Source organism: Bradyrhizobium sp. USDA 4449, from assembly GCF_054056275.1.
This window is the reverse complement of sequence record NZ_JBSRYD010000001.1, coordinates 2,883,867-2,907,894: the sequence shown is the minus strand read 5'-3', so window position 1 is coordinate 2,907,894 and position 24,028 is coordinate 2,883,867. Positions and strand designations below refer to the sequence as shown.

Annotated in this window: 22 protein-coding genes; 12 read left to right on the top strand and 10 right to left on the bottom strand. The window is 64.5% G+C overall.

Annotated features, from left to right (window positions below; genetic code table 11):
* Positions 1-12: 12 nt before the first annotated feature.
* Positions 13-294 carry a hypothetical protein gene (locus ACVIIW_RS13795; protein ID WP_456701254.1) on the top strand — a complete coding sequence of 94 codons (282 nt, stop codon included), beginning with the start codon at positions 13-15 and terminating at the stop codon, positions 292-294.
* Positions 295-305: 11 nt separating this feature from the next.
* On the opposite strand, the gene ACVIIW_RS13790 is transcribed toward ACVIIW_RS13795, so the two are convergent.
* Positions 306-2,132 (bottom strand): ABC transporter ATP-binding protein/permease, encoded by a 1,827-nt coding sequence (locus ACVIIW_RS13790; RefSeq protein WP_456701253.1) that lies wholly within the window; start codon positions 2,130-2,132, stop codon positions 306-308.
* A 200-nt stretch (positions 2,133-2,332) separates the two neighbouring features.
* Between ACVIIW_RS13790 and rpmE the strand changes: the two genes are divergently transcribed.
* A complete protein-coding gene (gene rpmE, locus ACVIIW_RS13785; protein ID WP_011084323.1) occupies positions 2,333-2,560 on the top strand; it encodes a 50S ribosomal protein L31 in 228 nt (75 codons plus the stop codon).
* Between the two features lie 150 nt (positions 2,561-2,710).
* Here the strand turns inward: rpmE and rcdA are convergent, their stop codons facing one another.
* Positions 2,711-3,220 carry a protease adaptor protein RcdA gene (rcdA, locus tag ACVIIW_RS13780; RefSeq protein ID WP_456701252.1) on the bottom strand — a complete coding sequence of 170 codons (510 nt, stop codon included), beginning with the start codon at positions 3,218-3,220 and terminating at the stop codon, positions 2,711-2,713.
* Positions 3,221-3,592: 372 nt separating this feature from the next.
* Positions 3,593-3,784, bottom strand: a complete 192-nt coding sequence (locus ACVIIW_RS13775; RefSeq protein WP_456701251.1) for a DUF1192 domain-containing protein — start codon at positions 3,782-3,784, stop codon at positions 3,593-3,595.
* 114 nt (positions 3,785-3,898) lie between these two features.
* Between ACVIIW_RS13775 and ACVIIW_RS13770 the strand changes: the two genes are divergently transcribed.
* On the top strand, positions 3,899-4,897 hold the full coding sequence (locus ACVIIW_RS13770) for an NAD(P)H-quinone oxidoreductase (RefSeq protein ID WP_456701250.1): 999 nt from the start codon (positions 3,899-3,901) through the stop codon (positions 4,895-4,897).
* Between the two features lie 156 nt (positions 4,898-5,053).
* Complete coding sequence (locus ACVIIW_RS13765; protein WP_456701249.1) at positions 5,054-7,930, top strand: EAL domain-containing protein; 2,877 nt, start codon at positions 5,054-5,056, stop codon at positions 7,928-7,930.
* 51 nt (positions 7,931-7,981) lie between these two features.
* On the opposite strand, the gene ACVIIW_RS13760 is transcribed toward ACVIIW_RS13765, so the two are convergent.
* Positions 7,982-8,251, bottom strand: a complete 270-nt coding sequence (locus ACVIIW_RS13760; RefSeq protein WP_456701248.1) for a DUF7662 domain-containing protein — start codon at positions 8,249-8,251, stop codon at positions 7,982-7,984.
* 143 nt (positions 8,252-8,394) lie between these two features.
* Here ACVIIW_RS13760 and ACVIIW_RS13755 point away from each other — a divergent pair, with 143 nt between their 5' ends.
* Complete coding sequence (locus ACVIIW_RS13755) at positions 8,395-9,891, top strand: sensor domain-containing diguanylate cyclase (RefSeq protein WP_456701247.1); 1,497 nt, start codon at positions 8,395-8,397, stop codon at positions 9,889-9,891.
* 179 nt (positions 9,892-10,070) lie between these two features.
* Here ACVIIW_RS13755 and ACVIIW_RS13750 read toward each other — a convergent pair whose 3' ends face one another.
* A complete protein-coding gene (locus ACVIIW_RS13750; RefSeq protein ID WP_456701246.1) occupies positions 10,071-10,946 on the bottom strand; it encodes a UTP--glucose-1-phosphate uridylyltransferase in 876 nt (291 codons plus the stop codon).
* A gap of 201 nt (positions 10,947-11,147) precedes the next feature.
* Here ACVIIW_RS13750 and ACVIIW_RS13745 point away from each other — a divergent pair, with 201 nt between their 5' ends.
* On the top strand, positions 11,148-12,539 hold the full coding sequence (locus ACVIIW_RS13745; protein ID WP_456705149.1) for a lytic murein transglycosylase: 1,392 nt from the start codon (positions 11,148-11,150) through the stop codon (positions 12,537-12,539).
* Between the two features lie 146 nt (positions 12,540-12,685).
* Positions 12,686-14,434: an SGNH/GDSL hydrolase family protein gene (locus ACVIIW_RS13740; protein ID WP_456701245.1), complete on the top strand. Its 1,749-nt coding sequence runs from the start codon at positions 12,686-12,688 to the stop codon at positions 14,432-14,434.
* A 157-nt stretch (positions 14,435-14,591) separates the two neighbouring features.
* Here the strand turns inward: ACVIIW_RS13740 and ACVIIW_RS13735 are convergent, their stop codons facing one another.
* Both ACVIIW_RS13735 and ACVIIW_RS13730 read right to left on the bottom strand, forming a co-directional pair.
* Positions 14,592-14,966 carry a CsbD family protein gene (locus tag ACVIIW_RS13735; protein ID WP_456701244.1) on the bottom strand — a complete coding sequence of 125 codons (375 nt, stop codon included), beginning with the start codon at positions 14,964-14,966 and terminating at the stop codon, positions 14,592-14,594.
* 74 nt (positions 14,967-15,040) lie between these two features.
* The gene (locus ACVIIW_RS13730) at positions 15,041-15,778 is read right to left on the bottom strand and encodes an SDR family NAD(P)-dependent oxidoreductase (RefSeq protein ID WP_456701243.1); all 738 of its coding nucleotides are present in this window, start codon (positions 15,776-15,778) and stop codon (positions 15,041-15,043) included.
* A 116-nt stretch (positions 15,779-15,894) separates the two neighbouring features.
* Between ACVIIW_RS13730 and ACVIIW_RS13725 the strand changes: the two genes are divergently transcribed.
* Positions 15,895-16,674, top strand: a complete 780-nt coding sequence (locus ACVIIW_RS13725) for an SDR family NAD(P)-dependent oxidoreductase (protein WP_456701242.1) — start codon at positions 15,895-15,897, stop codon at positions 16,672-16,674.
* A gap of 98 nt (positions 16,675-16,772) precedes the next feature.
* Positions 16,773-17,660: a TauD/TfdA dioxygenase family protein gene (locus ACVIIW_RS13720; protein WP_456701241.1), complete on the top strand. Its 888-nt coding sequence runs from the start codon at positions 16,773-16,775 to the stop codon at positions 17,658-17,660.
* Positions 17,661-17,749: 89 nt separating this feature from the next.
* Here ACVIIW_RS13720 and ACVIIW_RS13715 read toward each other — a convergent pair whose 3' ends face one another.
* Entirely contained in the window at positions 17,750-18,394 is a 645-nt protein-coding gene (locus ACVIIW_RS13715) for a YqgE/AlgH family protein (RefSeq protein ID WP_456701240.1), read from the bottom strand.
* Positions 18,395-18,536: 142 nt separating this feature from the next.
* On the opposite strand from ACVIIW_RS13715, the gene ACVIIW_RS13710 reads away from it, so the two are divergent.
* The 3 genes from ACVIIW_RS13710 (at position 18,537) to ACVIIW_RS13700 (ending at position 21,876) form a co-directional block, all read left to right on the top strand.
* Positions 18,537-19,376, top strand: a complete 840-nt coding sequence (locus tag ACVIIW_RS13710) for a protein-disulfide reductase DsbD domain-containing protein (RefSeq protein ID WP_456701239.1) — start codon at positions 18,537-18,539, stop codon at positions 19,374-19,376.
* Positions 19,377-19,487: 111 nt separating this feature from the next.
* Positions 19,488-20,855: a lipopolysaccharide biosynthesis protein gene (locus tag ACVIIW_RS13705; protein ID WP_456701238.1), complete on the top strand. Its 1,368-nt coding sequence runs from the start codon at positions 19,488-19,490 to the stop codon at positions 20,853-20,855.
* A 196-nt stretch (positions 20,856-21,051) separates the two neighbouring features.
* Positions 21,052-21,876, top strand: a complete 825-nt coding sequence (locus ACVIIW_RS13700; protein ID WP_456701237.1) for a sulfite exporter TauE/SafE family protein — start codon at positions 21,052-21,054, stop codon at positions 21,874-21,876.
* 132 nt (positions 21,877-22,008) lie between these two features.
* On the opposite strand, the gene ACVIIW_RS13695 is transcribed toward ACVIIW_RS13700, so the two are convergent.
* Together ACVIIW_RS13695 and ACVIIW_RS13690 are read right to left on the bottom strand one after the other, a co-directional pair.
* Positions 22,009-22,797: a 3-hydroxybutyrate dehydrogenase gene (locus ACVIIW_RS13695; protein WP_456701236.1), complete on the bottom strand. Its 789-nt coding sequence runs from the start codon at positions 22,795-22,797 to the stop codon at positions 22,009-22,011.
* A 1-nt stretch (position 22,798) separates the two neighbouring features.
* Entirely contained in the window at positions 22,799-23,974 is a 1,176-nt protein-coding gene (locus tag ACVIIW_RS13690; protein ID WP_456701235.1) for a DUF3734 domain-containing protein, read from the bottom strand.
* Positions 23,975-24,028 lie beyond the last annotated feature (54 nt).

Here is a 24,028-nt window from a genome sequence, read left to right as displayed (position 1 = left end):
TGGAGGGGATCGATGCGGCTGAGCGATCTGGCCAAGGGGTCTTCGGTGTTTCTCGGCGTCATCGTCGCCGGCTATGTGTCGACGGTTTACGTTGATCAGCGGCTTGCGGCGCCGTCCGAGGCGACGAATGGGGCGGCAAGTGAGACGACTGGTCCGTCTGCACCAACGAGCACTCCTGCTCCGACCGACAGCCCGGCTCCGGCCAACGGCGGCTCGGCCTGCATCGGCGAGGGCGGCAGCTGGAAGAACTGGCCGTGGCCGAACGTGCCGATGGGCTCGCCGAAGTGCCCGTGAGGTGTGAAACCTCACACCCCCTCGAACTGTAACCTCGCCAGCCGCGCATAGAGCCCGTTCGCCGCCACGAGCTCGGCATGTGTGCCGTGCTCGACGATCTTGCCCTGGTCCATCACCAGGATGCGGTCGCAGGAGAGAACGGTGGCGAGGCGATGCGCGATCACCAGCGTGGTGCGATGGGCCATCAGCTCCTCGAGCGCGGTCTGCACCAGCGTCTCGCTTTCTGCGTCCAGCGCGGAAGTCGCTTCATCCAGCAGCAACAGCGGCGCATCGCGCAGGATGGCGCGCGCGATCGCGATGCGCTGGCGCTGGCCGCCAGACAGCGTCACACCGCGCTCGCCGAGTGGGGTGTCAAAGCCTTCGGGCAGGCGGCGGATGAACTCGCTGGCATGCGCGAGATCGGCGGCACGCTCGACCTCGGCGTCATCGGCATCGGGCCGGCCGAAGCGGATGTTCTCGCGGGCGCTGGCGGCGAACACGTTGGACTCCTGCGGCACCAAAGCGATGCGGGCCCGGAAATCGCGCGGATCGGCTGATTTCACCGGGACACCATCGAGCGAGATCGCGCCGCTGCGCGGATCGTAGAAGCGCAGCAGCAGATGAAAGATCGTGCTCTTGCCGGCACCGGACGGGCCGACGATCGCGACCTTCTCGCCGGGCCGCACCGTGAACGACACGGCATCCAGCACTTTCACGTCGGGCCGCGCCGGATAGGCGAAGCTGACGTGATCGAAACCGACCTCGCCGCGCCCCGGCACGGGCAATGCGCGCGGCGATGCGGGTGCCGCAATCTCCGGCTTCACGTGCAGGATCTCGAACAAGCGTTCGGCGGCGCCCGATGCCGCCGACACCTCGCCCCAGACCTCGCTGAGCTGGCCGAGGCCTGCGGCCGCGAAGGCCGCGTAGAGCACGAACTGGCCGAGCCGGCCGGGCGTGATCGCGCCTGTCAGCACGTCATGCGAGCCGATCCAGAGAATCGCGACCACGCTAGCGAACACGATGAAGATGACAATGGCGGTGAGAACCGCGCGAGCCTGGGTCGAAGTGCGGGCGGCCTCATAGGCCTGCTCGACCTCGCCGCCGAACCGCTTCGCGGCGAGCCCTTCGCTGGTATAGGCCTGCACGGTGCGGATCGCGCCGACCAGTTCGCCGGCATAGGCGGAGGCATCGGCGAGCGTGTCCTGCGCGTTGCGCGACAGCCGCCGCACCCAGCGCCCGAACGCGACCAGCGGCAGCACGATCACGGGAATCGCCAGCAGCACGAAGCCTGACAGCCGCGGGCTGGTAATGACCATCATGGCTGCCGCGCCCAAAAACATCATCAGGTTGCGCAGCGCGATCGACACGGAGGCCCCGACCGCCGATTTGATCTGCGTCGTGTCGGCGGTGAGCCGCGAAACCAGTTCGCCGCTGCGCGCGGAATCGAAGAAGGATGGCGACAGCGACAGCAGGTGCCCGAACACGTCGCGCCGGAGATCGGCGACGATGCGCTCGCCGATCGTCATCACAAGGTAGTAGCGCGAGGCGCTCGCGAGCGCGAGCACGGCGACGACCGCGATCATCACCGAGAAATAGCTGTTGATCAGCGCGATGCCCTCAGGCGTCAGGCCGAAATCGATCATCCGGCGCACCGCGACCGGCACCAGCAGCGTGGTCAGCGCGGCGATCGTCAGCGCGACCAAAGCAAGCGCTGCGCGGCCGCGATAGCGGGCTACGTAAGGCGCGAGCGCCATCAGCGGTCGCAGCCTGGCGCGGCCTTTCGCAGGCTGCTCGATCAGTTCCACCTCGATCGACGGGGCTTCTGCGGGCCTGGTTTCAAGCCGTTCAACTGCGCTCATTGGAATCCGACCAAAAGAGAGACTTCGCTCCACATAGGCCCCGGCAGGAGGCGAGGCAAATCCGGGTTGTCCCTTAGGGGAGGACCCGGTTCTGCTGTTCCCACAATGGCTTGTTTTAGGGGCCTCCGTGCGGTATAGACCGCCGCAAATCCGTCATCGATAGTCACTCAAGCAAGGCGCCGGGCGCCCCAGGAATTGCCATGAAAGCCGAAATTCATCCGGATTATCATACGATTAAGGTCGTGATGACCGACGGAACCGAGTACCTGACCCGCTCCACCTGGGGCAAGGAAGGCGACACGCTGAACCTCGACATCGACCCGAAGTCGCACCCGGCCTGGACCGGCGGCAACGCCCAGATCATGGACCGCGGCGGTCGCGTTTCGCGCTTCCAGAAGAAGTTTTCGGGCTTCCTCAAAAAGGATTGATCCGGCCGCAGGGCTGGAGACGAAAACGCCCCCGGGAGACCGGGGGCGTTTTTGTTTGGCTTTCATTCCGGGGCGACTGGCAGAGCCGAAACCGGAACCTCCAGATTCCGGGTTCGCGCTTCGCGCACTCCGGAACGATTGCGAACAATCTTACCGCTCGAACGCGGCCTTCAGCGCGTTGAGCTGCGGCACCAGCGGATTGCCGATCGCGATGTGGTCGGCCGGAGGGGTGTGGATGGTGGTGTCGAGCCGGCGCACGCGGGTCTGCAGGCTCATCGAGCGATCGATCAGGTCCTGGAGCTGCGTCGGCAGCTTCTCGAGGGTGTCGGCGGGCCCGGGATCGGCGGCGCTGAGCTTGACCTTGGTCTTCTCGCGATTGGCCTGAACCAGCGTCATCTCGCCTTCCTTCACGGCGCGGTGCAGCAACAGCCACGAGGCGAGCTGCATCAGGCGCGTGGTCAGGCGCATGCTCTCAGTCGCATAGGTGAGGCTGACGGCGCGGTCGAGCGCCTTGGCCTCGGTCCGGCCGGCGCCGTCGAGATAGGCGGCGGTCTCTTCGACGAGATCCATGCCCTCGCGGAACAGGAGGCCGAATGCTGCGGAATTGGTGAACCGCTCGCTGAGTTGAACGAGAGCACCTTCGGCTTGCAAACGTTCCATGGTTAACGCCCCTTACGCAACTGTTTACCTGTCCGGCTTTGGCGCCGGCTTATGATGAACAAATCATTGCGCGAGCGAACCGCGGAGTCCAGCGGCAAGCGCGGATATGGTTTCCGGGGGTCATTCCGGGAAATTCAATCAGGAATAGACGCAAAAAAGAGCCGCCGGAGACCGGCGGCTTTGAAAGTTGATAACAGGGAGGCGTCAAACAGAGTGGACAGGAGCCACTCGGTGTCCAAACGAGGACAGTTCCAGTCATAAACTCGAAAGCTTAATGGCGTGTAAACGAACGAATTTTTTGAGGGTTCGTTAGCCATGTCGGTCACTGGCCGAGCGGGGTGCGCTCCGCCGGCAGAAAGGGAGTTTCTCGGCCTACGACTTGAAAAAACTGTTCGCCGCATCGCGCGAGGCGCGCTTCTTGGTGGCAGCTTCCTCCAGCCTGCCGATCTCGGTCTTCAGCAGAGCAACGCGCTCGGTCAGTTCCTCGACCGACAACAGTGAGAGATCCTGTCCGATCTCATGGGTGACTTTCTTCCGCGGGCGGTCATCGTCTTCCGTCGGCATCGTCGTTCCTCCTGCGTTCGCGGATCATCACACGGGTGAGGCGGTTGCCAGCCCGGACTGCGCTGGCTAATCAAAGGCCTCGTTCCTCCTCGCACCTTTGCTCAAGGACACATCATGGACAAGCTGCCCGCGCAAATGACCGTGGTCGCCATCTCCCAACCCGGTGGACCCGAAGTGCTGGTGCCGGAACAACGGGCCCTGCCGCAGCCCGGTCCTGACGAAATCCTGGTGAAGGTGCAGGCCGCGGGCGTGAACCGGCCCGACGTGGCGCAGCGTTCCGGTGCTTACCCGCCCCCGCCCGGCGCCAGCGATCTGCCCGGCCTCGAGATCGCAGGTGAAGTGGTCGCCGTCGGCAGCAACGCCAAGCGGCACAAGATCGGCGACATCGTGATGTCGCTCGTCGCAGGCGGCGGCTATGCGCAGTACTGCATCGCGCAGGACGCCCAGGCCATGAGCGTGCCGCCGGCACTCTCGATCAAGGAAGCCGGTGCGCTGCCGGAAACCCTGATGACGGTCTGGCACAACGTGTTCGAGCGCGGCGGCCTGAAGGCCGGCGAGACGCTCCTGATCCATGGCGGCTCCTCCGGCATCGGAACGATGGCGATCCAGCTCGCCAAGGCGTTCGGCGCAAAAGTGTTCGTCACCGTGGGATCGCAGGACAAGATCGATGCGTGCCTGAAGCTCGGTGCCGATCGCGCCATCAACTACAAAACCGAAGACTTCGTCGCCGTGGTGAAGGAAGAGACCGACAAGGTCGGCGTCAATTTGATCCTCGACATGGTCGCCGGCGACTATGTCGACCGCAACTATGATGCCGCCGCGGTCGATGGGCGAATCGTGCAGATCGCAACCCTCAACGGCCCCAAGGTCAGCGTCAACATCGCCAAGGTGATGGTGAAGCGATTGACCCATACCGGCTCGACCTTGCGCCCCCGTAGTAATGCGGACAAGGCGGCGATGGTGGCTGCCATTGAAGCGAAAGTGATGCCGCTGTTGCGTGAGGGCCGGATCAAGCCGCTGATGGACAGCGCTTTCCCGCTGGAAAAGGCCTCCGACGCACATCGGCGCATGGAGACCTCCGCACATATTGGCAAAATTGTGTTGGAGGTCTAGGCCGTTGACCCACCAAGCGGGGCGGAAACCCTTTGATTCTCCTCGCTTTCGTGGCATCTATCGCCAACTGCCGAACCACTTCCGTCCGGTCTGAAATCGCATTTACGTGCCAGCCTTCCTGCACGCAGAGTTTGCGTCGAACGCGGAGAACTGACCTTGCGTCTGATCAGGTGCCTCGCGCCCATCGCGCTGGGCCTCATGATTCTTGTCGCCGCGTCGCCTGCACGCGCGCTTGACGCTGTCAGCGTCCGCAGCGATGCGCCCGCGATCGACCTCACCGGCGTGCTCGAGCATCAGCGCAGCGATTCCGACCGCATCCAGGTCTCCACCGCGCCCGGCACCGACGGCATCGTCCGCCGCATCGAGGTGCGCGCCCGCGAAGGCGGCCAGAACTGGGTGGTGTTCGCGCTCGCCAACAACACCGACGACCAGCTCGACCGCCTGATCGTCGCCCCGCATTACCGCATCGTGTCGTCAGGCCTGTTGTGGCCCGACCTCGGCCTGTCGCGCATCGCGACCATCACGCCGTCCATCGGCGACCGGCCGGAACGCCAGGAGAGCGCGACCGCCGACGTGTTCCGCATCACGCTCGACCCCGGTGCCGTCGTCACCTTCGTCGCGGAGCTGCGCACCGACAAGCTGCCGCAGCTCTATCTGTGGGAGCCGGAAGCTTACAAGGACAAGGTCAACTCGTTCACGCTGTACCAGGGCATCGTGATCGGCATCTCGGGCCTGCTGGCACTGGTGCTGACCATTTTGTTCGTGGTGAAGGGCAGCATCATGTTCCCCGCTGCGGCGGCGCTGGCCTGGGCGGTGCTGGTCTATATCGGCGTCGACTTCGGCTTCTGGGGCAAGGTGCTCGACATGTCGAACAACGCCGAGCGCATCTGGCGCGCGGCGGGTGAAGCGATATTGGCGGCGACGCTGCTGGTGTTCCTGTTCGCCTATCTCAATCTCAGTCGATGGCATGTGCGCTACTCGCACATCACGGTGGGCTGGCTGGCCTTCCTGGGCTCGCTGGTCGCGCTCGCCTTGTTCGATCCGGCCGTCGCGTCCGGCATCGCGCGAATCTCACTGGTGCTGATCGCCTTCGCCGGCTTCGCGTTGATCGTCTATCTTTCCACCCACGGCTTCGACCGCGCGGTGCTGTTGATCCCGACCTGGTTCCTCCTGGTGGTCTGGGTGGTCGCGGCCGGCATGACGGTCGCGGGCTCCGTCACCAACGATATCGTCGGCCCGGCGCTGCTCGGCGGCCTCGTGCTGATCGTGATGCTGATCGGCTTCACGGTGATGCAGCACGCCTTCGCCGGCGGCGGCGCCACCACCGGCGTCGTCTCCGACATCGAGCGCCGTGCGCTGGCGCTGGCCGGTTCCGGCGATCTGATCTGGGATTGGGACGTGTCCGCCGACAAGGTTTTTACGAGCCCCGAGACGGAAGCATTGCTCGGATTGAAGCGCGGCACGCTGGAAGGGCCCGCAGCCTCGTGGCTGGAAGTGCTGCATCCGCTCGACCAGGATCGTTTCCGCGCCGCGCTCGACAGCGTGCTCGACCAGCGCCGTGGCCGCCTGGTGCAGGATTTCCGCCTGCGCACCCCGGACGGTCACTTCATGTGGTTCGCGCTGAAGGCGCGCCCGGTGGTCGGCTCCGACGGCGAGGTCTCGCGTGTGGTCGGCACACTCACCGACGTCACTGACCTGCGCAACGCCGAAGAACGCATGCTGCACGATTCCGTGCATGACAACCTCACCGGCCTGCCCAACCGCAAGCTGTTCATGGATCGGCTCGGCGCCGTCGCGCATTTCGCCAAGTCGATGCCGACGCTGCGGCCGACGCTGATGGTGATCGACCTCGACCGCTTCAAGCAGGTTAACGATTCAGTCGGCATCGCGGTCGGCGATTCCATCCTGCTGACGCTGGCCCGCCGCCTCACCCGCATCCTGAAGCCGCAGGACACGCTGGCGCGCCTCGCCGGCGACCAGTTCGGCCTGATCCTGCTGTCCGAGCAGGACCCGGCCCGCATCACCGCCTTTGCCGAAACCATCCGCAAGACCATTCGCGCGCCGATCGCCTTCAACGATCGCGAGATTTTCCTGACGGCGTCGATAGGCCTCGCCTTGTCTGATCCGCAGACGCAACTGACCGACGAGATCATCAAGGACGCCGAGCTTGCGATGTATCACTCCAAGCGCATCGGCGGCGACCGCATCGACGTCTACAAGCCCGCGATGCGCGCGCGAAAGACCGACCGCCTGACGCTGGAGAGCGAGTTGCGCCGCGCCATCGAGCGGCAGGAGCTCACCATCCTGTACCAGCCGATCGTCCGGCTGGAGGATCGTTCGGTTGCCGGCTTCGAAGCCCTGGCGCGCTGGGACCATCCGAAACTCGGGCGCATGGCGCCGTCGGAATTCATCACCATCGCGGAAGAGACCGGCCTGATCGTCGACCTCGGCATGTTCGTGCTCGACCAGACCGCCAAGCAGCTCTCGATCTGGCAGCGCGCGATGCGCTCGCGCGAGCCGATCTTCGCGAGCGTCAACGTGTCGTCACGTCAGCTGCTGCGCCATGACCTCATCCACGATATCCGCACCGTGCTGTCACGCTCCTCGGTGGCGCGCGGCACGCTGAAGCTGGAGCTGACGGAATCGCTGGTGATGGAGAATCCGGAGCATGCCGCGCAAATGCTGGCGCGGATCCGCGAACTCGGCACCGGACTGTCGCTCGACGATTTCGGCACCGGCCATTCCTCGCTGGCTTACCTTCAGCGCTTCCCGTTCGACACCATCAAGATCGACCAGTCCTTCGTCCGCACCACCAATCGCGGCACCCGGCCGGTGATCCTGAAGTCGATCATCGCGCTCGCGCACGATCTCGGCATGGACGTGGTGGCCGAAGGCGCCGAGACCGATTCGGACGCGGTCGAGCTGTATCAACTGGGCTGCGAATACGCGCAGGGCTTTGCCTTCGGCGAGCCCATGGACGCGGACGCGGCGATGCGCCTGCTGACGGAAGTGCGCCTGGAAGCGGCGAGTTGATCTCGCCCCGCGTCGTGGTCTCGTAGGGCGGGCGATACTGCGCGCGCCGCCCTACCCCGGCCTGCGCCCATCCTTCTTCATCTTCGTGAACCGCACGCTCTGGCCATCAGGCATCCGGACCGCCTTGAAGCCCGCGGCGAGGCAGGCTTCGCGCTGGGGCATCTGGATGTCCGGACTGCGCAGGCTATCCCACCATGAGGCACGGTTGGCCGCCCGCGGCAGTGCCGCGCCGATGATCTCCTCGATCTGCTCAAAGGTCAGCACGAATTCCATCTGCTTTTGCCGCATGAGGTAATCGCGTAGCGCGTCGTAGTCGTTCACTGTCGTCCTCTGCATTTGTCCGCGGCGGTTTGCGCAAAACCGATACCGGCGGAAACCAGTTCTTAACTCATCGGCGCAGCGCCGTCGCGGTTTAAACACTACGCAAGCTTTCAGGCGCATCCGTTAAGGTCGGGAGCAAAAGGATGCTGTCTGGATGGCGTGAAGCCACGGCCCGCCGGCCCTGGCGTATTTCGGCGAAGCTGCTGATCATCTCGTCCGTCGTGACGGTGATCGGCTTTTCCGCCATTTGCGTCAACGTCATGCTGGACATGCGCCGCGGCGAAGAGGCGCTGGCCCGCCAAACCCTGGAGAACCTGGCGACCTCGATCGACGCCGACATCAGCCGCAACATCGACATCTATGATCTGTCCCTGAAGGCGGTCGCCAGCAACATGCTGCTGCCGGAGATCAACGCGGTCTCGCGGTCGATCCGCCACCTCATCCTGTTCGACCACTCCACCACCGCAAAGCATTTCGGCGCCATTCAGGTGTTCGACGCGGATGGCCGCTTGACCATCGACGCCTCGACCCTCGATCCGCAGCCGGAGAACCGCGCCGACGAAGAGTACTTCAGGATTCACCGCGACAGCCCCGACGCTGGTCTCTACATCAGCCGGCCGATGCTGTTCCGCGGCGCCTATTCGATCGTGCTGAGCCGACGCGTCAGCGACACCGACGGCGGCTTCATGGGCGTGGTCGCCGGCTCCATCCGCTTCAGCTATTTCCACGAACTGTTCGAGCGTCTGAACCTCGATCCCGAGGACACCATCACCGTGCTCAAGCGCGACCGCACCATCATGATGCGGCGGCCATTCGATCTCGACGTCATCGGCAAGAATCTGGAAACGCAGCAGGCGTGGAAGCCCGACAATCTCAAGGCTGGCGGATCCTTCGCCGGAAAGGGGCCGGTGGACGCAACGCCGCGCCTCTACGTGCGCAGCAGCGGCTCTGGTCCGTTGTTCGTCGTGGCGGGCAAACCGCTCGGTGCCGTGTTCGAACTCTGGCAGAGGGAGGCCTTTCGCATCGGCGCGGTGGTGCTGGCGCTGATCCTCTTCGTGCTGGCGTCGACGCTGGTCCTCGCCCGCGAGATCAGCCGGCGCGCGGACGCCGAGAGCAGGCTCGAGGAGATGGCGACGACCGACGCGCTCACGGGCCTGCGCAACCGCCGCAAGTTCGACCAGGTCATCGACAGCGAATGGCGGCGCGCCGCGCGGCAGAAGACACAGCTCGCGCTTCTGATGATCGATGCCGATCATTTCAAGGCATACAACGACACGTTCGGCCACCAGGCCGGCGACCAGTTGCTGGTCGGCATCGCCATCTGCATCTCCGATTCGCTGCGCCGCGCCGGCGACTGCGCCGCGCGCTATGGTGGCGAGGAATTCGCGGTGCTGCTGCCGAACACGTCGGCCGCCGACGCCTTCAAGATCGCCGAGATCATCCGCGCCAAGGTGCTGGGCTGGTCTGATGGCGGGGCGGGATCGACCGTCTCCTGCGGCATCGCCAGCCTCGCGCCGACCAGCGGCATGGACTGGTCCGTGCTGGTCGCCGCGGCCGACAAGGCGCTCTATGCCGCGAAAGCCGGTGGGCGGAATCAGTCGGTGGTGGCGAGCCTGCCGAAGCTTTCGCTGGTGGCGTGAGCTACGCTATCGTCGTCAAGTGCCGAGCATCCGCCACATGCTCGGTGTCGTGCCAGCGAAGGCCGGGACCCAGCACAGGCCGTGGTTTGGCGAAGACTCGTCGTTCGGTACTTCGACCGTTCGCAAGCGGTAGATCACGCGCTCCGGGTCCCGGCCTTCGCCGGGACGTCGCAGGGAAACTACTGCCCCAGATACTTCTTCATCTCCGCGATCAGCCCCTCGCGCAATTCCGGCCGCTTGAGGCCGTAGGCGATGTTGGCGCGGAGGAAACCGGGCTTCGAGCCGCAATCATGGCGCTCGCCCTCGAACTCGACGCCGTAGAACTTTTGCGATCTGGCGAGGCCGATCATGGCGTCGGTGAGCTGAATCTCGCCGCCGGCGCCGCGCTCCTGGGTCTCCAGGATCTTGAAGATCTCCGGCTGCAGGATATAGCGGCCGGTGATCGAGAGGTTGGAGGGCGCGGTGCCCTTGGCCGGCTTCTCGACCATGCCGTCGACCTCGAACATCTTGCCGGTGCGCTTTCCGACGCCGCAGATGCCGTATTGGTGCGTGAGATGATCGGGCACGGCCTCGACCGCGATCAGGTTGGATTTCTCGCCGAGGGTGGCAGCGGTCTCGATCATCTGCTTCAGGCAGCCGGGTGAATTGAGCACGAGCTCGTCGGGCAGCAGCACCGCGAACGGCTCGTCACCGACGATGTCGCGCGCGCACCAGACCGCATGACCGAGGCCGAGCGGCGCCTGCTGGCGCGTGAAGCTGACGGCGCCGGCGTCCGGCTGGTTCTGCGCCAAAATCTCCTGCTCGGCCTTCTTGCCACGTGCGGCGAGCGTCGTGTCGAGCTCGAACATCCTGTCGAAATGATCTTCGATGACATTCTTGTTGCGGCCGGTGACGAAGACGAAGTGCTCGATGCCGGCTTCCCTCGCCTCGTCATAGACGTACTGGATCAGCGGCTTGTCGACGATGGTGAGCATTTCCTTCGGCATTGCCTTGGTGGCGGGCAAGACGCGGGTGCCGAGGCCGGCGACGGGAAATACGGCTTTGCGGATTTTCATGTGATTGATCGAATACCCTTGAGCGTACGTGAAAGAAGCAATGGCATCTTGCTAGCTGGGTTGCAGCCGGTAACAAAGGCGGATGTTGGGCCCGCCCCGTCGAATTGAGAAAAGGCCGGCAGCGAAATTTCACTTTTCTTAAGATATTGGCAACCGTAACGAGGCCTCCTGATGGCTGATTTTTGGCTGGACGGGTGGGACATGGTGCGATCGCAGGCAGGATTGGCAAAACGGGGGGGATCTCTTGCAGGCGCAACAATGATTGCGGCCGCGCTGCTGTTCCCCGTGTCCGCGCATGCTCAGGGACAAAACGGCCTGTCGGGCCTGTTCGGCGGTATTTTCTCAGGGTCGAACCCGTCGCAACCCGCACCCGGCCAAGGCGGCATCCAAGCCGGACCTCAGCCCTGGAGCGGCGAGGACGGTGCCTCCGGCCATCCGCTGATGACGGCGGCTGCGATCCGCGAGGCGGCCGGCAATTTCGACAATTGCGTCGCTGGCATGTGGCCCGATGCCGCACGCCGCGGCATCACGCAGGAGAATTTTCAGCGCTTCACCGCCGGGCTTGCGCCCGACCTGCGCATCATGGATCTCATGGATTCGCAGCCGGAATTCTCCAAGTCGATCTGGGACTATCTCGACATCCTCGTGAACGACAACCGCCTCGCCAAGGGCAAGGAAGTTCTCGCCACGTACAAGGCGCAGTTCGATGCCACCGAGAAGGCCTATGGCGTCGACCGCTATATCATCGCCGCGATCTGGGGCATCGAGTCCAATTATTCGATGCAGATGGGCGACCGCAGCGTGCTGCAATCGACCGCGACGCTCGCCTGCATCGGCCGCCGCCAGGCTTATTTCAAGGACGAGTTCCTCTCCGCGCTGGAGATCCTCAACCGCGGCGACCTGCGCCCTGAGCAGATGCGCGGCTCCTGGGCCGGCGCGTTCGGGCCGACCCAGTTCATGCCGACCGCGTTCAAGCGCTATGCCGTGGACGGGGATGGAGATGGACGGCGCGACGTCGTCGACGATCCAACCGACCTGATCGCCTCCACGGCCAACAATCTGAAGAAGGACGGCTGGCAGGCCGGCGAGACCTGGGGCTACGAGGTCGTGGTGCCCCAGGGCTTCAACTACATGCTGGCCGACCGCGCCAAGATGATGACGATTGCGCAATGGGAGAAGCTCGGGCTCAAGCGGGCGACCAACCAGCCCTTCCCGCATCCGGCCGAGAAAGCCTATCTGCTGGCGCCCGCCGGCGCGCAAGGACCAGGCTTCCTGATGCTGCAGAATTTCCGGGTCATCATGAAATACAACCCGGCCGAGGCCTATGCGATGGCGATCGGCCATTTCGCCGACCGCCTGCGCGGCGGTCAGCCCTTCGTACAGCCCTGGCCCCGCCAGGAGCGAGAGCTATCGCGGACCGAACGGCTGGAACTGCAGCAGCTTCTGGCCGAGCGCGGCTTCTACAAGGGCACTCCGGACGGCCAGTTCGGCGCCCAGACCCGGGACGCCCTGCGTAACTTCCAAGTCTCGATCGGGCTGCCTGCTGACGGATTTGCCACCTCCGACGTGCTGGACCGGCTGCGCGGGCGGTAAAAACGCGCCGAAACTAACCCTGATCAGGGATTTTGGCCGCTCGGCGGTATTTTCCCAAGGAATCCGCAAGAGAACTTGCCCGTTTGGCGCCCGATTCCGTTATTATATCGATCTGTCTCCAGACCCTTGCGCGCGCCCGAGATCGCATGTCGAAGCCAAAATCCTTTTTCAAGGCGCTGACCGAGACCGGCCCGCTGATCGCGCTGGGGACCGCGCTTGCGATCATGATCGGGGTCGCGGGACCGGCTTCCGCACAGTTCTTCAGCTTCCCCGGCTTCGGCAGGCCGCCGCCGCAGCGGTCGGCACCGCCGCCACAACGTGGTGGCGGCTGGTTCGGCGGCGACTTTTTCGCGCCATTCCAGCAGCAGCAGCAGCCACAGGCCCCGCGCCAGGATTTTTCGCGCGCCCCGGCTCCGGCCAAGCGCGAGACGGTTGCCGACAAGAACGTGCTGGTGATCGGCGACGCCATGGCCGACTGGCTCGCCTATGGCTTAGAGGACGCCTACGCCGAGCAGCCCGACATGGGCGTGATCCGCAAGCACAGGACAACGTCAGGCCTGATCAAGTACCAGCCGAAGGGTGAACCCTCGGACTGGGCGGCGGCCGCGAAGGGCATCCTCGAAACCGAGAAGCCTGACGTCATCGTTGTCATGCTCGGCCTCAACGACCGCATCGCGATCCGCGAAACGGTCGACAAATCCGACAAGCCTGCCGACAAGAAGAACGACAAAGGCGCGCGCGGCAAGCCGCAAGGAAAGGGTGACGCAAAACCGGGCGACGCCAAGTCCGATGTCGCCAAGTCCGATACCGCCAAGTCCGATACCGCGAAGTCCGATACCGCGAAGTCCGATACCACAGCAGCCGATGACAAGGCGGCAGCAGACCCCGACCTGCCGCAGGACGACGCCGACAACGCCGACGCGCCGGTCGCCGCGCCCGAAAAGACCGCACGCAACCCGAACGGCGTCTACGAATTCCGCGACGACCACTGGGTCGAGCTCTACAGCAAGAAGATCGAGGAGCTTGCGAACGTCCTCAAGGCCAAGGGCGTACCGGTGCTCTGGGTCGGCCTGCCTGCGATTCGCGGGCCGAAGGGCACCGCCGACATGCTGTTCCTGGATTCGCTCTACCGCGAGGGCGCAGCCAAGGCCGGCATCACCTATGTCGACGTCTGGGACGGCTTCGTCGACGAAGCCGGCCGCTTCCTGCAGAAGGGCCCCGACTTCGAAGGCCAGATCCGCCAGCTGCGCAGCTATGATGGCGTCTACTTCACCAAGCCGGGCGCGCGAAAACTTGCCCACTACGTCGAGCGCGAAATCACGCGCCTCCTGGCCGGACGTTCCGGCCCGATCGCGCTGCCGAGCGAGCCCGCAACGCCCGACACCAACGCCGAGCCCGGCAAGCCCGCGCCGCGGCCGCTGGCCGGGCCGATCGTGCCCCTGGTCGCAGCCTCGATCTCGACCGATCAATTGCTGGGCGGACCGGGCACGCGCCCCGCCGCCGTCGATGCGCTCGCCGCAAGAACGCTGGTCAAGGGCGAGCCGCTGGCCGCGCCCGCCGGCCGTGCTGACGATTATGCCTGGCCGCGCCGCGAAGTCGGCCGCGAACAGGCCAAGGGCGACACACCAATGGCGGCAACGACGCCTGATGGCGGCGCTGCGGCCGTCGTCGCGCCCGGCACGCCCGCCGCGATCGCCCCGCCCAAACCTCCCGCAGCGAAGAAGCCCGCGCCGCCGCAACAGCCGGCACAGGCCGCGCCATCCTTGCGCGATTTCTTCGGCTTCGGCTCGCCACAGCCCGCGCCGCGTCAACTGGCGCCTGCGCCGCGGAACCCGAATCCTGCGATCCCGCGTCCCCCGGGCAATGTCGGGCGGGCGGCGGAAGTGATTCGGTAATCGGCTCCGTGTCCCCGACGCGGCGCAGCACCTCTTGGTGATGGGACACAGCCGGGGCCCAGCCTCTCACAACATCACAAAAGAACGGGCCCCGGCTCAGCGCAGCAGCGCTTTGGCGCTGCAGCGCGTTCCGGGGCACGAGAGCAGTGTTTATCGTTCAGCGGTAATAGGGCCAGCGCGGTGGCGGTCTACGGGCGGGGCGCGACATCAGGAGCGCGAGCGCGAAGCCGATGCCACCCGCAACGAGCAGCGCGCCGAGCGGGTTGTCCTGCACCTTCTGCGCGATGGCCTTGGAGCCATCCCGGAAGGTCTCGCCGCTGTTGTCATAGGCATCCTTGGCGTAACTGGTGGCCGTGTCCGCCGCATCACGCACGGCGTCCTTGGCCTGGCCGTAGAGATTCTGCACGGTGCCGGCCGCTTCGCGGGCCTTGCCCGACGCCTGGGTCTGCCCATCGCCAGCGAGATCACCGACCGCGCCTTCTGCGCGTCCAGCGAATTCCTTGGCCGATCCGACGATCCTGTCCTTATCCATGATGCTCCTCCTCGGGGGTCTGCCCATGTAACCGATCAGGAGGAGCGCAGTTCCACGGCCACCGAGAGTTTGGCTCAGAGAATGAGCCCGCCGTCGACCACGAGCGTCTGTCCGATCATGTACGATGACAGCGGCGAGGCCAGGAATAGCGCGGCGCCCGCCATGTCGGCGGGCGTGCCCAATCGCCGCAGCGGAATGCGTGACAATGCGGCTTCGAGCCGCTTGGGATTGTCGGTCGTCACCTTCGTCATCTTGGTGTCGACAAGGCCGGGCGCGATGCCGTTGACGCGGATGCCGTCCTCGGCCCACGCCTCGCCCAAGGTCCGCGTCAATCCGACCGCGCCGGTCTTCGACGCATTGTAGGCGGGATTGCCCATGGTGGAATGGTACGCCGCAGTCGAGGACACCATGATCAGCGCGCCCCCGGAATGCCGCAGCATGGAATGAAAGCGCGTCGCACACGCCATCAGACTCATCAGATTGACCTCGACGACCCTGCGGAAGCCCGTCATCTCGAATTCGCCACGGCGATAGAGCACCGCGCCCTGCGCGAGCACCAGGATATCGAGCTTCTCGAATGACGGCTTGAACGCTTCGACCGCACCGGGGTCGCTGACGTCGAGCTGCGTATAGGCAAGACCCGTGAGATCGGAGCCCTCCTCCTCCTGGTAGTCGGCTGCGCGAGCGCGCGTGCCGCACACCGCAACATCGGCGCCCCTCGCGCGAAAGGCCTGCGCGATGCCGTTGCCGATACCGCTGGAACCACCGACGACCAGCAGTTGCTTGCCAGAGAAATCGAGCTCGTTCGCCATCGCGGCCTCTCCTTTTGTTGTGCTTGTTTGACTGTTTTGCTTGTTTGACCTGTCTGGGGATCGATGCCAGCCTCGTCAATCTCATAACAAGAAGCAAGAGATTGCGAGGAAACAGCATGTCCGGATTCAAAGAGCTCAGCCGCTCAGTGAAAGGCCTGACCGTTCTCGTCACCGGCGCGGCAAGCGGCATGGGACGCGCGACCGCGCGCGTGTTTGCGGCTGAAGGCGCCAACCTTGCCGTCACCGACTACGACGAGCAAGGGGCACATGCGGTTGCGAAGGAGATCGCGGCGAGCGGTGGTTCGGCGCAAGCGTGGAAGCTCGACGTCGCCGATGGCGGCGAGATCAAGCGCGTGGTCAAGGATGTCGCGGCGCATTTCGGCGGCCTCGATGTCCTCGTCAACAATGCCGGCATCTCCGTGCGCGTCGCGATCGATGATGAAGGTTACGAAGATGCCTGGGCCAAGGGCATCGCTGTGATGCTGACGGCGCATCCGCGCGTCATCCGCGCCGCGCTGCCGCACTTGCGCAAGTCGAAGTCCCCGCGCATCGTCAACATCGCCTCGACCGAGGCGCTCGGCGCCACCGCGCTGCACAGCCCCTATTCGGCCGCGAAGGGCGGTGTCGCGAGCCTCACCCGGTCGCTCGCGGTCGAGCTTGGCCGCGAGGGCATCACCGTGAACTGCATCTGCCCGGGCCCGATCCGCACCGCGATTACCGACCGCATCTCCGAGGAGCACAAGACCATCTACGCCAAGCGCCGCACCGCACTCGGACGTTATGGCGATCCCGAGGAAGTCGCGCATATGACACTGAGCCTGTGTCTTCCGGCGGCGGCGTTTCTGACCGGTGCGGTCATTCCTGTCGATGGTGGCCTGATGGCCCGAAACGCGTGAGAGCCATGCGCAGGGAGCGTTGACATCATCAAGCGCAGGAGTAGCTTTTTTCGACAGCAGAGCGGGCCCAACCGCTCGCGGTTCGCGGGAGAGACACCATGACGATCGCCATCCGGCAGCTTCACAAGCATTTTGTCGGCGAGGTTTCCGGCCTCGACCTGCGAAAGCCTCTCACACCGGATGAGGCGCGCGACGTCGAGGCCGCCATGGACAAATATGCGGTGCTCGTCTTCCACGACCAGGACATCACCGACGAACAGCAGATGGCTTTTGCGCTGAATTTCGGTCAGCGCGAGGACGCGCGCGGCGGCACCGTGACCAAGGAGAAGGACTACCGGCTCCAGTCCGGCCTCAACGACGTCTCCAATCTCGGCAAGGACGGCAAGCCACTGGCGAAGGACAGCCGCGCGCATCTGTTCAATCTCGGCAATTGCCTGTGGCATTCCGACAGCTCGTTCCGCCCAATCCCGGCAAAATTCTCGCTGCTGTCGGCGCGCGTGGTGAACCCGAAGGGCGGCAACACCGAGTTCGCCGATATGCGAGCGGCCTATGATGCGCTCGACGACGAGACCCGGGTCGAGATCGAAGACCTCGTCTGCGAGCACTCACTGATGTATTCGCGCGGATCGCTCGGCTTCACCGAATATACCGACGAGGAAAAGATCATGTTCAAGCCGGTGCTGCAGCGGCTGGTGCGGGCCCATCCCGTGCATCGGCGCAAGTCGCTGTATCTGTCATCGCATGCCGGCAAGATTGTCGGCATGAGCGTGCCGGAGGGACGGCTGTTGCTGCGCGACCTCAACGAACACGCAACGCAGCCTGAATTCGTCTATGTCCACAAATGGAGGCTGCATGATCTCGTGATGTGGGACAACCGCCAGACCATGCACCGCGTCCGCCGCTACGACCAATCGCAACCGCGCGACATGCGAAGGGCGACGGTGGCGGGAACCGAGCCGACGGTGCAGCAACAGGCGGCGGAGTAGCAAGGCGCACCAGACCCCGCTGTCGTCCCTGGCAAGCGCAGCGAAGCGGAGCGCCGATCCGGAGGACAGCGCTGTGTCTACCGCACCAACTACGCGTGCCCGGCCTCGTTCGACAACATTCCGGGATCGATGCCGATCTTGCGCAAGGCGCGAGCGTATTTCTCGTCGACGTCGTCGCCGAAGATCAGATCCGCATCGGCGTCGCAATGCAGCCAGCCATTGCTCTGGATCTCGGTCTCGAGCTGGCCGGGCGCCCAGCCGGCATAGCCGAGCGCTAGGATGGCGTGCTTGGGGCCGGAGCCGTTGGCGATCGCGCGCAGGATGTCGACGGTCGCGGTGAGGCAGACGCCGTCGTCGATCCGCAGTGTCGCGTGCTCGATGTAGAAATCGCTGGAATGCAGCACGAAGCCTCGGCCGGTGTCGACCGGGCCGCCGGCCAGCACCTTCATGCTTTCGGCATTTTGCGGCAGCTTGATGTGCTCGCCCTTCTTGATGATACCGAGCTGCTCCAACAGCTCCGGGAAATCGATGCTGCCGGCCGGATGGTTGACGATGATGCCCATCGCGCCCTCAGCCGAGTGGGCGCAGAGATAGATCACCGAGCGCTCGAAGCGGGAGTCGCCCATCACCGGCATCGCGATCAGGAGCCGGCCGTCGAGATAACCGGCCGAATTGGGGAGCGCGCGGCCTGCCCTGCGGGAGCTTTCGCCCGCCCGTTTACCTGTGGGAGCCATCGGTGAAGCACTCCGGTTTCAATTCCTATCCTGATGTCGGGCCGATCCCGTGTCAAATCAAGGCTTGCAGAGACTTGAATCGAGTGCATCCATCACAAGCAATTCAATGGTTTGGCCCGGGGCGACCTTGTAAAGACGTGCCATGTTGACAAGAGTTCCCTTGCATGCGGCGATCGGCGTCGCGACAACCTTGCTTGCGTCGTCATTGGCGTTGGGTGCCCATGCCGACGACGCGTCGCCGTGGCTGCGCGACGGACATTCCGCGGTGCGGTTGCTGGCGGGATCGCGGACCGGCGCAGTGCTGATCGGCGGTATCGCTTTCCAGCTCCAGCCCGGCTGGAAAACCTACTGGCGCATGCCCGGCGACTCCGGTGTTCCGCCGCGGTTCGACTTCTCGAAGTCGGACAATGTCGAAGCAGTGACCGTGATGTGGCCGGCACCGCTGAAATTCGACGACGGCGCAGGCGGCCATTCGATCGGCTATCACGACCAGATCGTGCTGCCCTTGCGCATCGTCGCCAAGGCCGCGGACAAGACTGTGACGCTGCGTGCCGAGATCAATTACGCCGTCTGCGAAAAGCTCTGCATTCCCGTCGAGGCCAATATCGAGCTCGGCTTCAACAATGTTGCGTCGACCGAAGACGCCAATCTGCGCGCGGCGCTCGACACCGTGCCGAAGCCCGCCAATATCGGCGATCCCAATCCGCTGACCATCCGCGATGTCAAGCGCGACGGCCCGAAGAACGTGGTGGTCGATGTCGTCGCGCCCGAGAACAGCAAGGTCAATCTGTTCGTCGAAGGACCGAGTCCCGAATGGTCTTTGCCCATTCCTGACGCGGTCGAGCATAGCCCGCCCGGCGTGAAGCGATTTTCGTTCGAACTCGACGGCCTGCCGCCGGGCGTCAAGCCCGACGGCGCAGCACTGAAGTTCACGCTGGTCGGGCCGGAGAAATCGTACGAGTTCAATACGAATTTGGACTAGGTATCGTCCTGGCTTTCGCCACGACGGCGCTGGTAACACCCAACCGAATCTTAAGGAATGGTTGCTAATCCTTGGGGTACCGCAAGACGCGGGACGCCTGGGGATTTCGACTTGGCCGTGATGGATGCAGACCCCGCTACGACCGGACCATCAGGGCTGATCGCGCGGTTGCGTGCCAGGTTGAACGGCGGCTCGAGCGAAGCCTCGCTGACGCGGCGGCTGGCCGGCACCATCTTCATCATTCGCGTCATCAGCGCGGGGCTTGCCTATTTTTCGCAGGTGCTGCTCGCGCGCTGGATGGGAACGTCGGACTACGGCATCTATGTCTATGTCTGGACCTGGGTGCTGCTGCTCGGCAGCATGATGGACTTCGGCATCTCCGCCTCCGCGCAAAAGATCATTCCGGAATATCGCACCAGTGGCGACCATGCGCTGCTGCGCGGCTTTCTCTCCGGCAGCCGCTGGCTCACCCTCGCCGTCTCGACGCTGGTGTCGCTCGGCCTTGCCGGCATCGTCAAGCTGCTGTCGTCCTGGATCGATCCGGGCGAGGAATTGCCGCTCTATATCGGCTGCATGACCCTGCCGGCCTTCGTCGTCGCCAACACCCAGGACGGCATCGCGCGCTCGCATGACTGGATGCAACTCGGCCTGATGCCGCAGTTCATCATCCGCCAGGCGCTGATCATCGGCATCACGGCCGGCGCCTTCCTGCTCGGCTATCATCTCGGCGCTGTTGCCGCGATGGCCGCGAGCGCGGGCGCCGTGTGGATCGCCATGACCGGGCAGATGGTCGTGCTGAACCGCAAGCTCGCCGACGGCATCGCGCCGGGCCCCAAGGCTTACGACATCAGGGGGTGGCTCGCAGTGTCGCTGCCGATCCTGCTGGTCGAGAGCTTTTACCTGCTCTTGTCTTACACCGACGTGCTGGTGCTCCAGCAATTCCGCCCCTCCGACGAGGTCGGCGTCTACTTCGCCGTGGTGAAGACGCTGGCGCTGGTGTCGTTCATCCACTACGCAATGTCGGCGACGACGGCGCATCGCTTCGCCGAATACAACGCACTCGGCGACAAGGCGCGCCTGTCGGCCTATGTCGCGCACGCCATCGCCTGGACGTTCTGGCCCTCGCTCGCCGCGACCGCCGCGCTGCTTGCGCTCGGCAAGCCGCTGCTCTGGCTGTTCGGACCGCAATTCGTTGTCGGCTACGACATCATGTTTGTCGCCGCTGTCGGATTGGTCGTCCGTTCTGCGATCGGGCCGGTCGAGCGGCTGCTCAACATGCTCGGGCAGCAGAAGATCTGCGCGCTGGCCTACGCGTTGGCGTTCGTGATGAACGTCGTGCTCTGCATCGCGCTGGTGCCGCGCTTCGGCGGCCACGGCGCCGCGGCCGCGACGTCGATCTCGCTCACCTTCGAGACGGCGCTGCTGTTCTGGATCGTGCGGCAGCGGCTCGGGCTGCACGTGCTGGCGTTTGGTAAATAGGTCCTGCGCCGCCGTCCCCGGTCGCTGACGCGGGGAAGGACTATTTCGCGCCAAGCCGCAGAACAAAGCGAAACTTCTGCCAATCTTCGGATTGTAGCACGATTTTTCTTATTCCACCCAACAGGTTGCGCCCCGGGGAAAGTTTATTCTACGTCATATTGCCCAACTGACGAGATAAACCTAGATTTCCCCAGCCATGATTGATCCGCTTTACGTCGCCTCGGGTTTTGGCGTCGGCCTGCTCGTCGGGCTGACCGGCGTGGGAGGCGGCTCGTTGATGACGCCGCTCCTGATCCTGCTGTTCGGTATCCACCCGACCACGGCCGTCGGCACCGACCTGCTCTATGCCGCAGCCACCAAGTCCGGCGGCAGCGTGGTGCATGGCTGGTCGCGTAGCGTGCACTGGCCGGCGGTGCTGCGGCTGGCCTGCGGCAGCATTCCGGCGAGCGCTTTGACGCTGCTGGTGCTGTGGAAGCTCGATCTTCGAGGCGATACCGAACGCAATCTGGTCAACCTCGTGCTGTGCTTTGCGCTGTTGCTGACCGCGACGTCGCTGATCTTCCGCAATTCGATCATGGAGCGCTATCGCCGCCGCATGGAGCAGGTCGGCGAGCGCACCACGATGATTGCGACCATCATTACCGGCATCGTGCTCGGCGTGCTGGTCTCGATTTCGTCGGTGGGCGCCGGTGCGGTCGGCGTAACCGTGCTGCTGCTGCTCTACCCGCGGCTGCCGATGGCGACCATCGTCGGCTCCGACATCGCGCACGCCGTGCCGCTGACGCTGGTGGCCGGCATTGGCCATTGGGTGCTCGGCTCCGTCGACTGGGGTCTCATGGGCGTGCTGCTGCTGGGCTCGCTGCCCGGCATCGTCATCGGCAGCTACAGCGCGACGCGCGTGCCGGAGACGGTGCTGCGCGTGGCGCTCGCCAGCGTCCTCGTGGTGGTCGCGAGCAAGATCATGTTCACCGAGCTGAACGTGCAATCCGCCATCGTGACGGCGCTGGCCTGGAGCCATTGAGGTTGGGCTGCCGCCTCGTCCTCGGTATGGTAGGGTGGATTAGCCGAAGGCGTAATCCACCACTCCTGTCTCTGTGGAAATAGACGAGGTGGGTTACGGCTTCGCCTAACCCACCCCACGATAACGGCGCCCTTACTCCGCGGTCCAGCCGCCGTCGATCGACAAATTGGTACCCGTGATCTGCGCGGCATCGTCGCTGCACAGGAACAACGCGAGCGCTGCGACCTGCTCGGAGGTCACGAACTCCTTGGTCGGTTGCGCATCGAGCAGCACGTCGTTGATGACCTGCTCGCGCGTGAGGTTGCGGGCCTTCATCGTATCCGGGATCTGCTTCTCGACCAGCGGCGTCCAGACATAGCCAGGGCTGATGCAGTTGCAGGTGATCTTGCTGGTCGCAACCTCAAGCGCCACGGTCTTGGTCAGGCCGGCGATGCCATGCTTGGCCGACACATAGGCCGACTTGAAGGGCGAGGCGACCAGTGAATGCGCCGAGGCGGTGTTGATGATGCGGCCCCAGCCCTTCTTCTTCATGCCGGGGACGGCGGCGCGGATGGCATGGAAGGCCGAGGACAGGTTGATCGCGATGATCTGGTCCCACTTCTCCGGCGGGAATTCCTCGATCGGGGAGACGAACTGGATGCCGGCATTGTTGACGAGGATATCGACCGAGCCGAACGATTTTTCGCCGAGCGCGATCATCCCGGCGATCTCGGCCGGCTTGGTCATGTCGGCGGGCGAGTAGACCGCCTTCACGCCGAAATCGGACTCGATCTTGGAGCGCTCCTTCTCGATATCCTCGGGCGAGCCGAAGCCATTGATGACGACATTGGCGCCGGCGGCGGCGAAAGCGCGCGCATACGCAAGTCCGATGCCGCTGGTGGATCCTGTCACGACGGCATTCTTGCCTGAGAGTGTACCCATGTTATTCGCTCCTTTGTGGCGGGGGCGCAGTGACGTCCCCCGTGAGATCGTAAGTGACCATGGTCTCGCCGGACTGCGGCCTCTCGAGCCAATCCTTGTGGCGCATCGACAGATGCACGTCGCGCACGCCGCTTTCCCAATGCTCGATCATCGCGACATGCGAGAAGTCGTAGTCCTTGGACGAGGATTCATAATTCTTGCTGCGATAGATCAGGTGCACCACCGTGATCGTGCTCTCGCGGGCCGCCTTGTTGAGGATCTCGACCGAGGGATCGTTCTTCAGAAAATCGGGCAGCTTGTCGATCAGCGCGCGCAGCGCCTTGCGGGTGTTGTGCACCTGCTTGTTCTTGTCGGTGTTCATCCGCGTGCGGCTGGAGAAGCGGATGTCCTTCTCGCGCTCGGTCGCCTCGAGCAGCGAGGTCGGGAGGTCGCCGCGGGCGCTGAACAGGTCGACCTGGAAGATCAGGAGGTCGCGGTCGATCTCGGCGTCGAGCACGAAGTCGAGCGGCGTGTTGGAGGCGATGCCGCCATCCCAATAATGCTCGCCGTCGATCACCACGGACGGAAAGCCCGGTGGCAGCGCACCCGACGCCATGATGTGCTCTGGGCCGATCTTCTTGCCGAGCTTCTTGAACTCGTAATTGTCGAAATATTTGAAATTGCCGGAGGTGACACCGACGGCGCCGACCGACAGGCGGGTCTTGAGATCATTGATACGGTCGAAGTCGACGAGCCGCTCCAGCGTCTTCTTCAGCGGCGCGGTATCGTAATAGCTCTCGGCCTGCTTGCTCCCCGGCGGCCAGAGCGGCGCGGGCGGCACACGCGGGACGAAGAAGCCGGGCACGCCGAAGGTCGCGATCAGCGCTGCGCTGGTGGAATTGAACAGCTCGCGGCCGTGGTCGCTCTTCCCGATCGGCTTCCACGGCACCGGCGCGGACACCATCTCCCAGAATTCCTTGAGCCGCTTGACGCGGGTTTGGCCCTCATTGCCAGCGATGATGGCGGCATTGACCGCGCCGATCGAGATGCCGGCCACCCATTCCGGCTCGAAATCGAAATGGCAGAGCGCCTGATAGGCACCGGCCTGATAGGAGCCGAGCGCACCGCCGCCCTGGAGAACCAGGACGCGCTGCGCCTTCGCGGGGACTGTTGCGACTTCCGGGCTGTGATCTGTCATGTGGGACTAATAGCAAAAGGCGAGCCACCGTGGCGACAGTTTCGCCGCGGCGTC

Bases quoted from the DNA above. Each gene is read 5' to 3' on its own strand.
- ACVIIW_RS13725 (WP_456701242.1), top strand. From the start codon at position 15,895: ATGTCCGGATTCAAAGAGCTCAGCCGCTCAGTGAAAGGCCTGACCGTT.
- ACVIIW_RS13795 (WP_456701254.1), top strand. From the start codon at position 13: ATGCGGCTGAGCGATCTGGCCAAGGGGTCTTCGGTGTTTCTCGGCGTC.
- ACVIIW_RS13730 (WP_456701243.1), bottom strand. From the start codon at position 15,778: ATGGCGAACGAGCTCGATTTCTCTGGCAAGCAACTGCTGGTCGTCGGT.
- ACVIIW_RS13790 (WP_456701253.1), bottom strand. From the start codon at position 2,132: ATGAGCGCAGTTGAACGGCTTGAAACCAGGCCCGCAGAAGCCCCGTCG.
- ACVIIW_RS13710 (WP_456701239.1), top strand. From the start codon at position 18,537: ATGTTGACAAGAGTTCCCTTGCATGCGGCGATCGGCGTCGCGACAACC.
- rcdA (WP_456701252.1), bottom strand. From the start codon at position 3,220: ATGGAACGTTTGCAAGCCGAAGGTGCTCTCGTTCAACTCAGCGAGCGG.
- ACVIIW_RS13775 (WP_456701251.1), bottom strand. From the start codon at position 3,784: ATGCCGACGGAAGACGATGACCGCCCGCGGAAGAAAGTCACCCATGAG.
- ACVIIW_RS13755 (WP_456701247.1), top strand. From the start codon at position 8,395: ATGCTGTCTGGATGGCGTGAAGCCACGGCCCGCCGGCCCTGGCGTATT.
- ACVIIW_RS13770 (WP_456701250.1), top strand. From the start codon at position 3,899: ATGGACAAGCTGCCCGCGCAAATGACCGTGGTCGCCATCTCCCAACCC.
- ACVIIW_RS13750 (WP_456701246.1), bottom strand. From the start codon at position 10,946: ATGAAAATCCGCAAAGCCGTATTTCCCGTCGCCGGCCTCGGCACCCGC.
- ACVIIW_RS13695 (WP_456701236.1), bottom strand. From the start codon at position 22,797: ATGGGTACACTCTCAGGCAAGAATGCCGTCGTGACAGGATCCACCAGC.
- ACVIIW_RS13740 (WP_456701245.1), top strand. From the start codon at position 12,686: ATGTCGAAGCCAAAATCCTTTTTCAAGGCGCTGACCGAGACCGGCCCG.
- ACVIIW_RS13700 (WP_456701237.1), top strand. From the start codon at position 21,052: ATGATTGATCCGCTTTACGTCGCCTCGGGTTTTGGCGTCGGCCTGCTC.
- ACVIIW_RS13715 (WP_456701240.1), bottom strand. From the start codon at position 18,394: ATGGCTCCCACAGGTAAACGGGCGGGCGAAAGCTCCCGCAGGGCAGGC.
- rpmE (WP_011084323.1), top strand. From the start codon at position 2,333: ATGAAAGCCGAAATTCATCCGGATTATCATACGATTAAGGTCGTGATG.
- ACVIIW_RS13720 (WP_456701241.1), top strand. From the start codon at position 16,773: ATGACGATCGCCATCCGGCAGCTTCACAAGCATTTTGTCGGCGAGGTT.
- ACVIIW_RS13745 (WP_456705149.1), top strand. From the start codon at position 11,148: ATGGTGCGATCGCAGGCAGGATTGGCAAAACGGGGGGGATCTCTTGCA.
- ACVIIW_RS13690 (WP_456701235.1), bottom strand. From the start codon at position 23,974: ATGACAGATCACAGCCCGGAAGTCGCAACAGTCCCCGCGAAGGCGCAG.
- ACVIIW_RS13735 (WP_456701244.1), bottom strand. From the start codon at position 14,966: ATGGATAAGGACAGGATCGTCGGATCGGCCAAGGAATTCGCTGGACGC.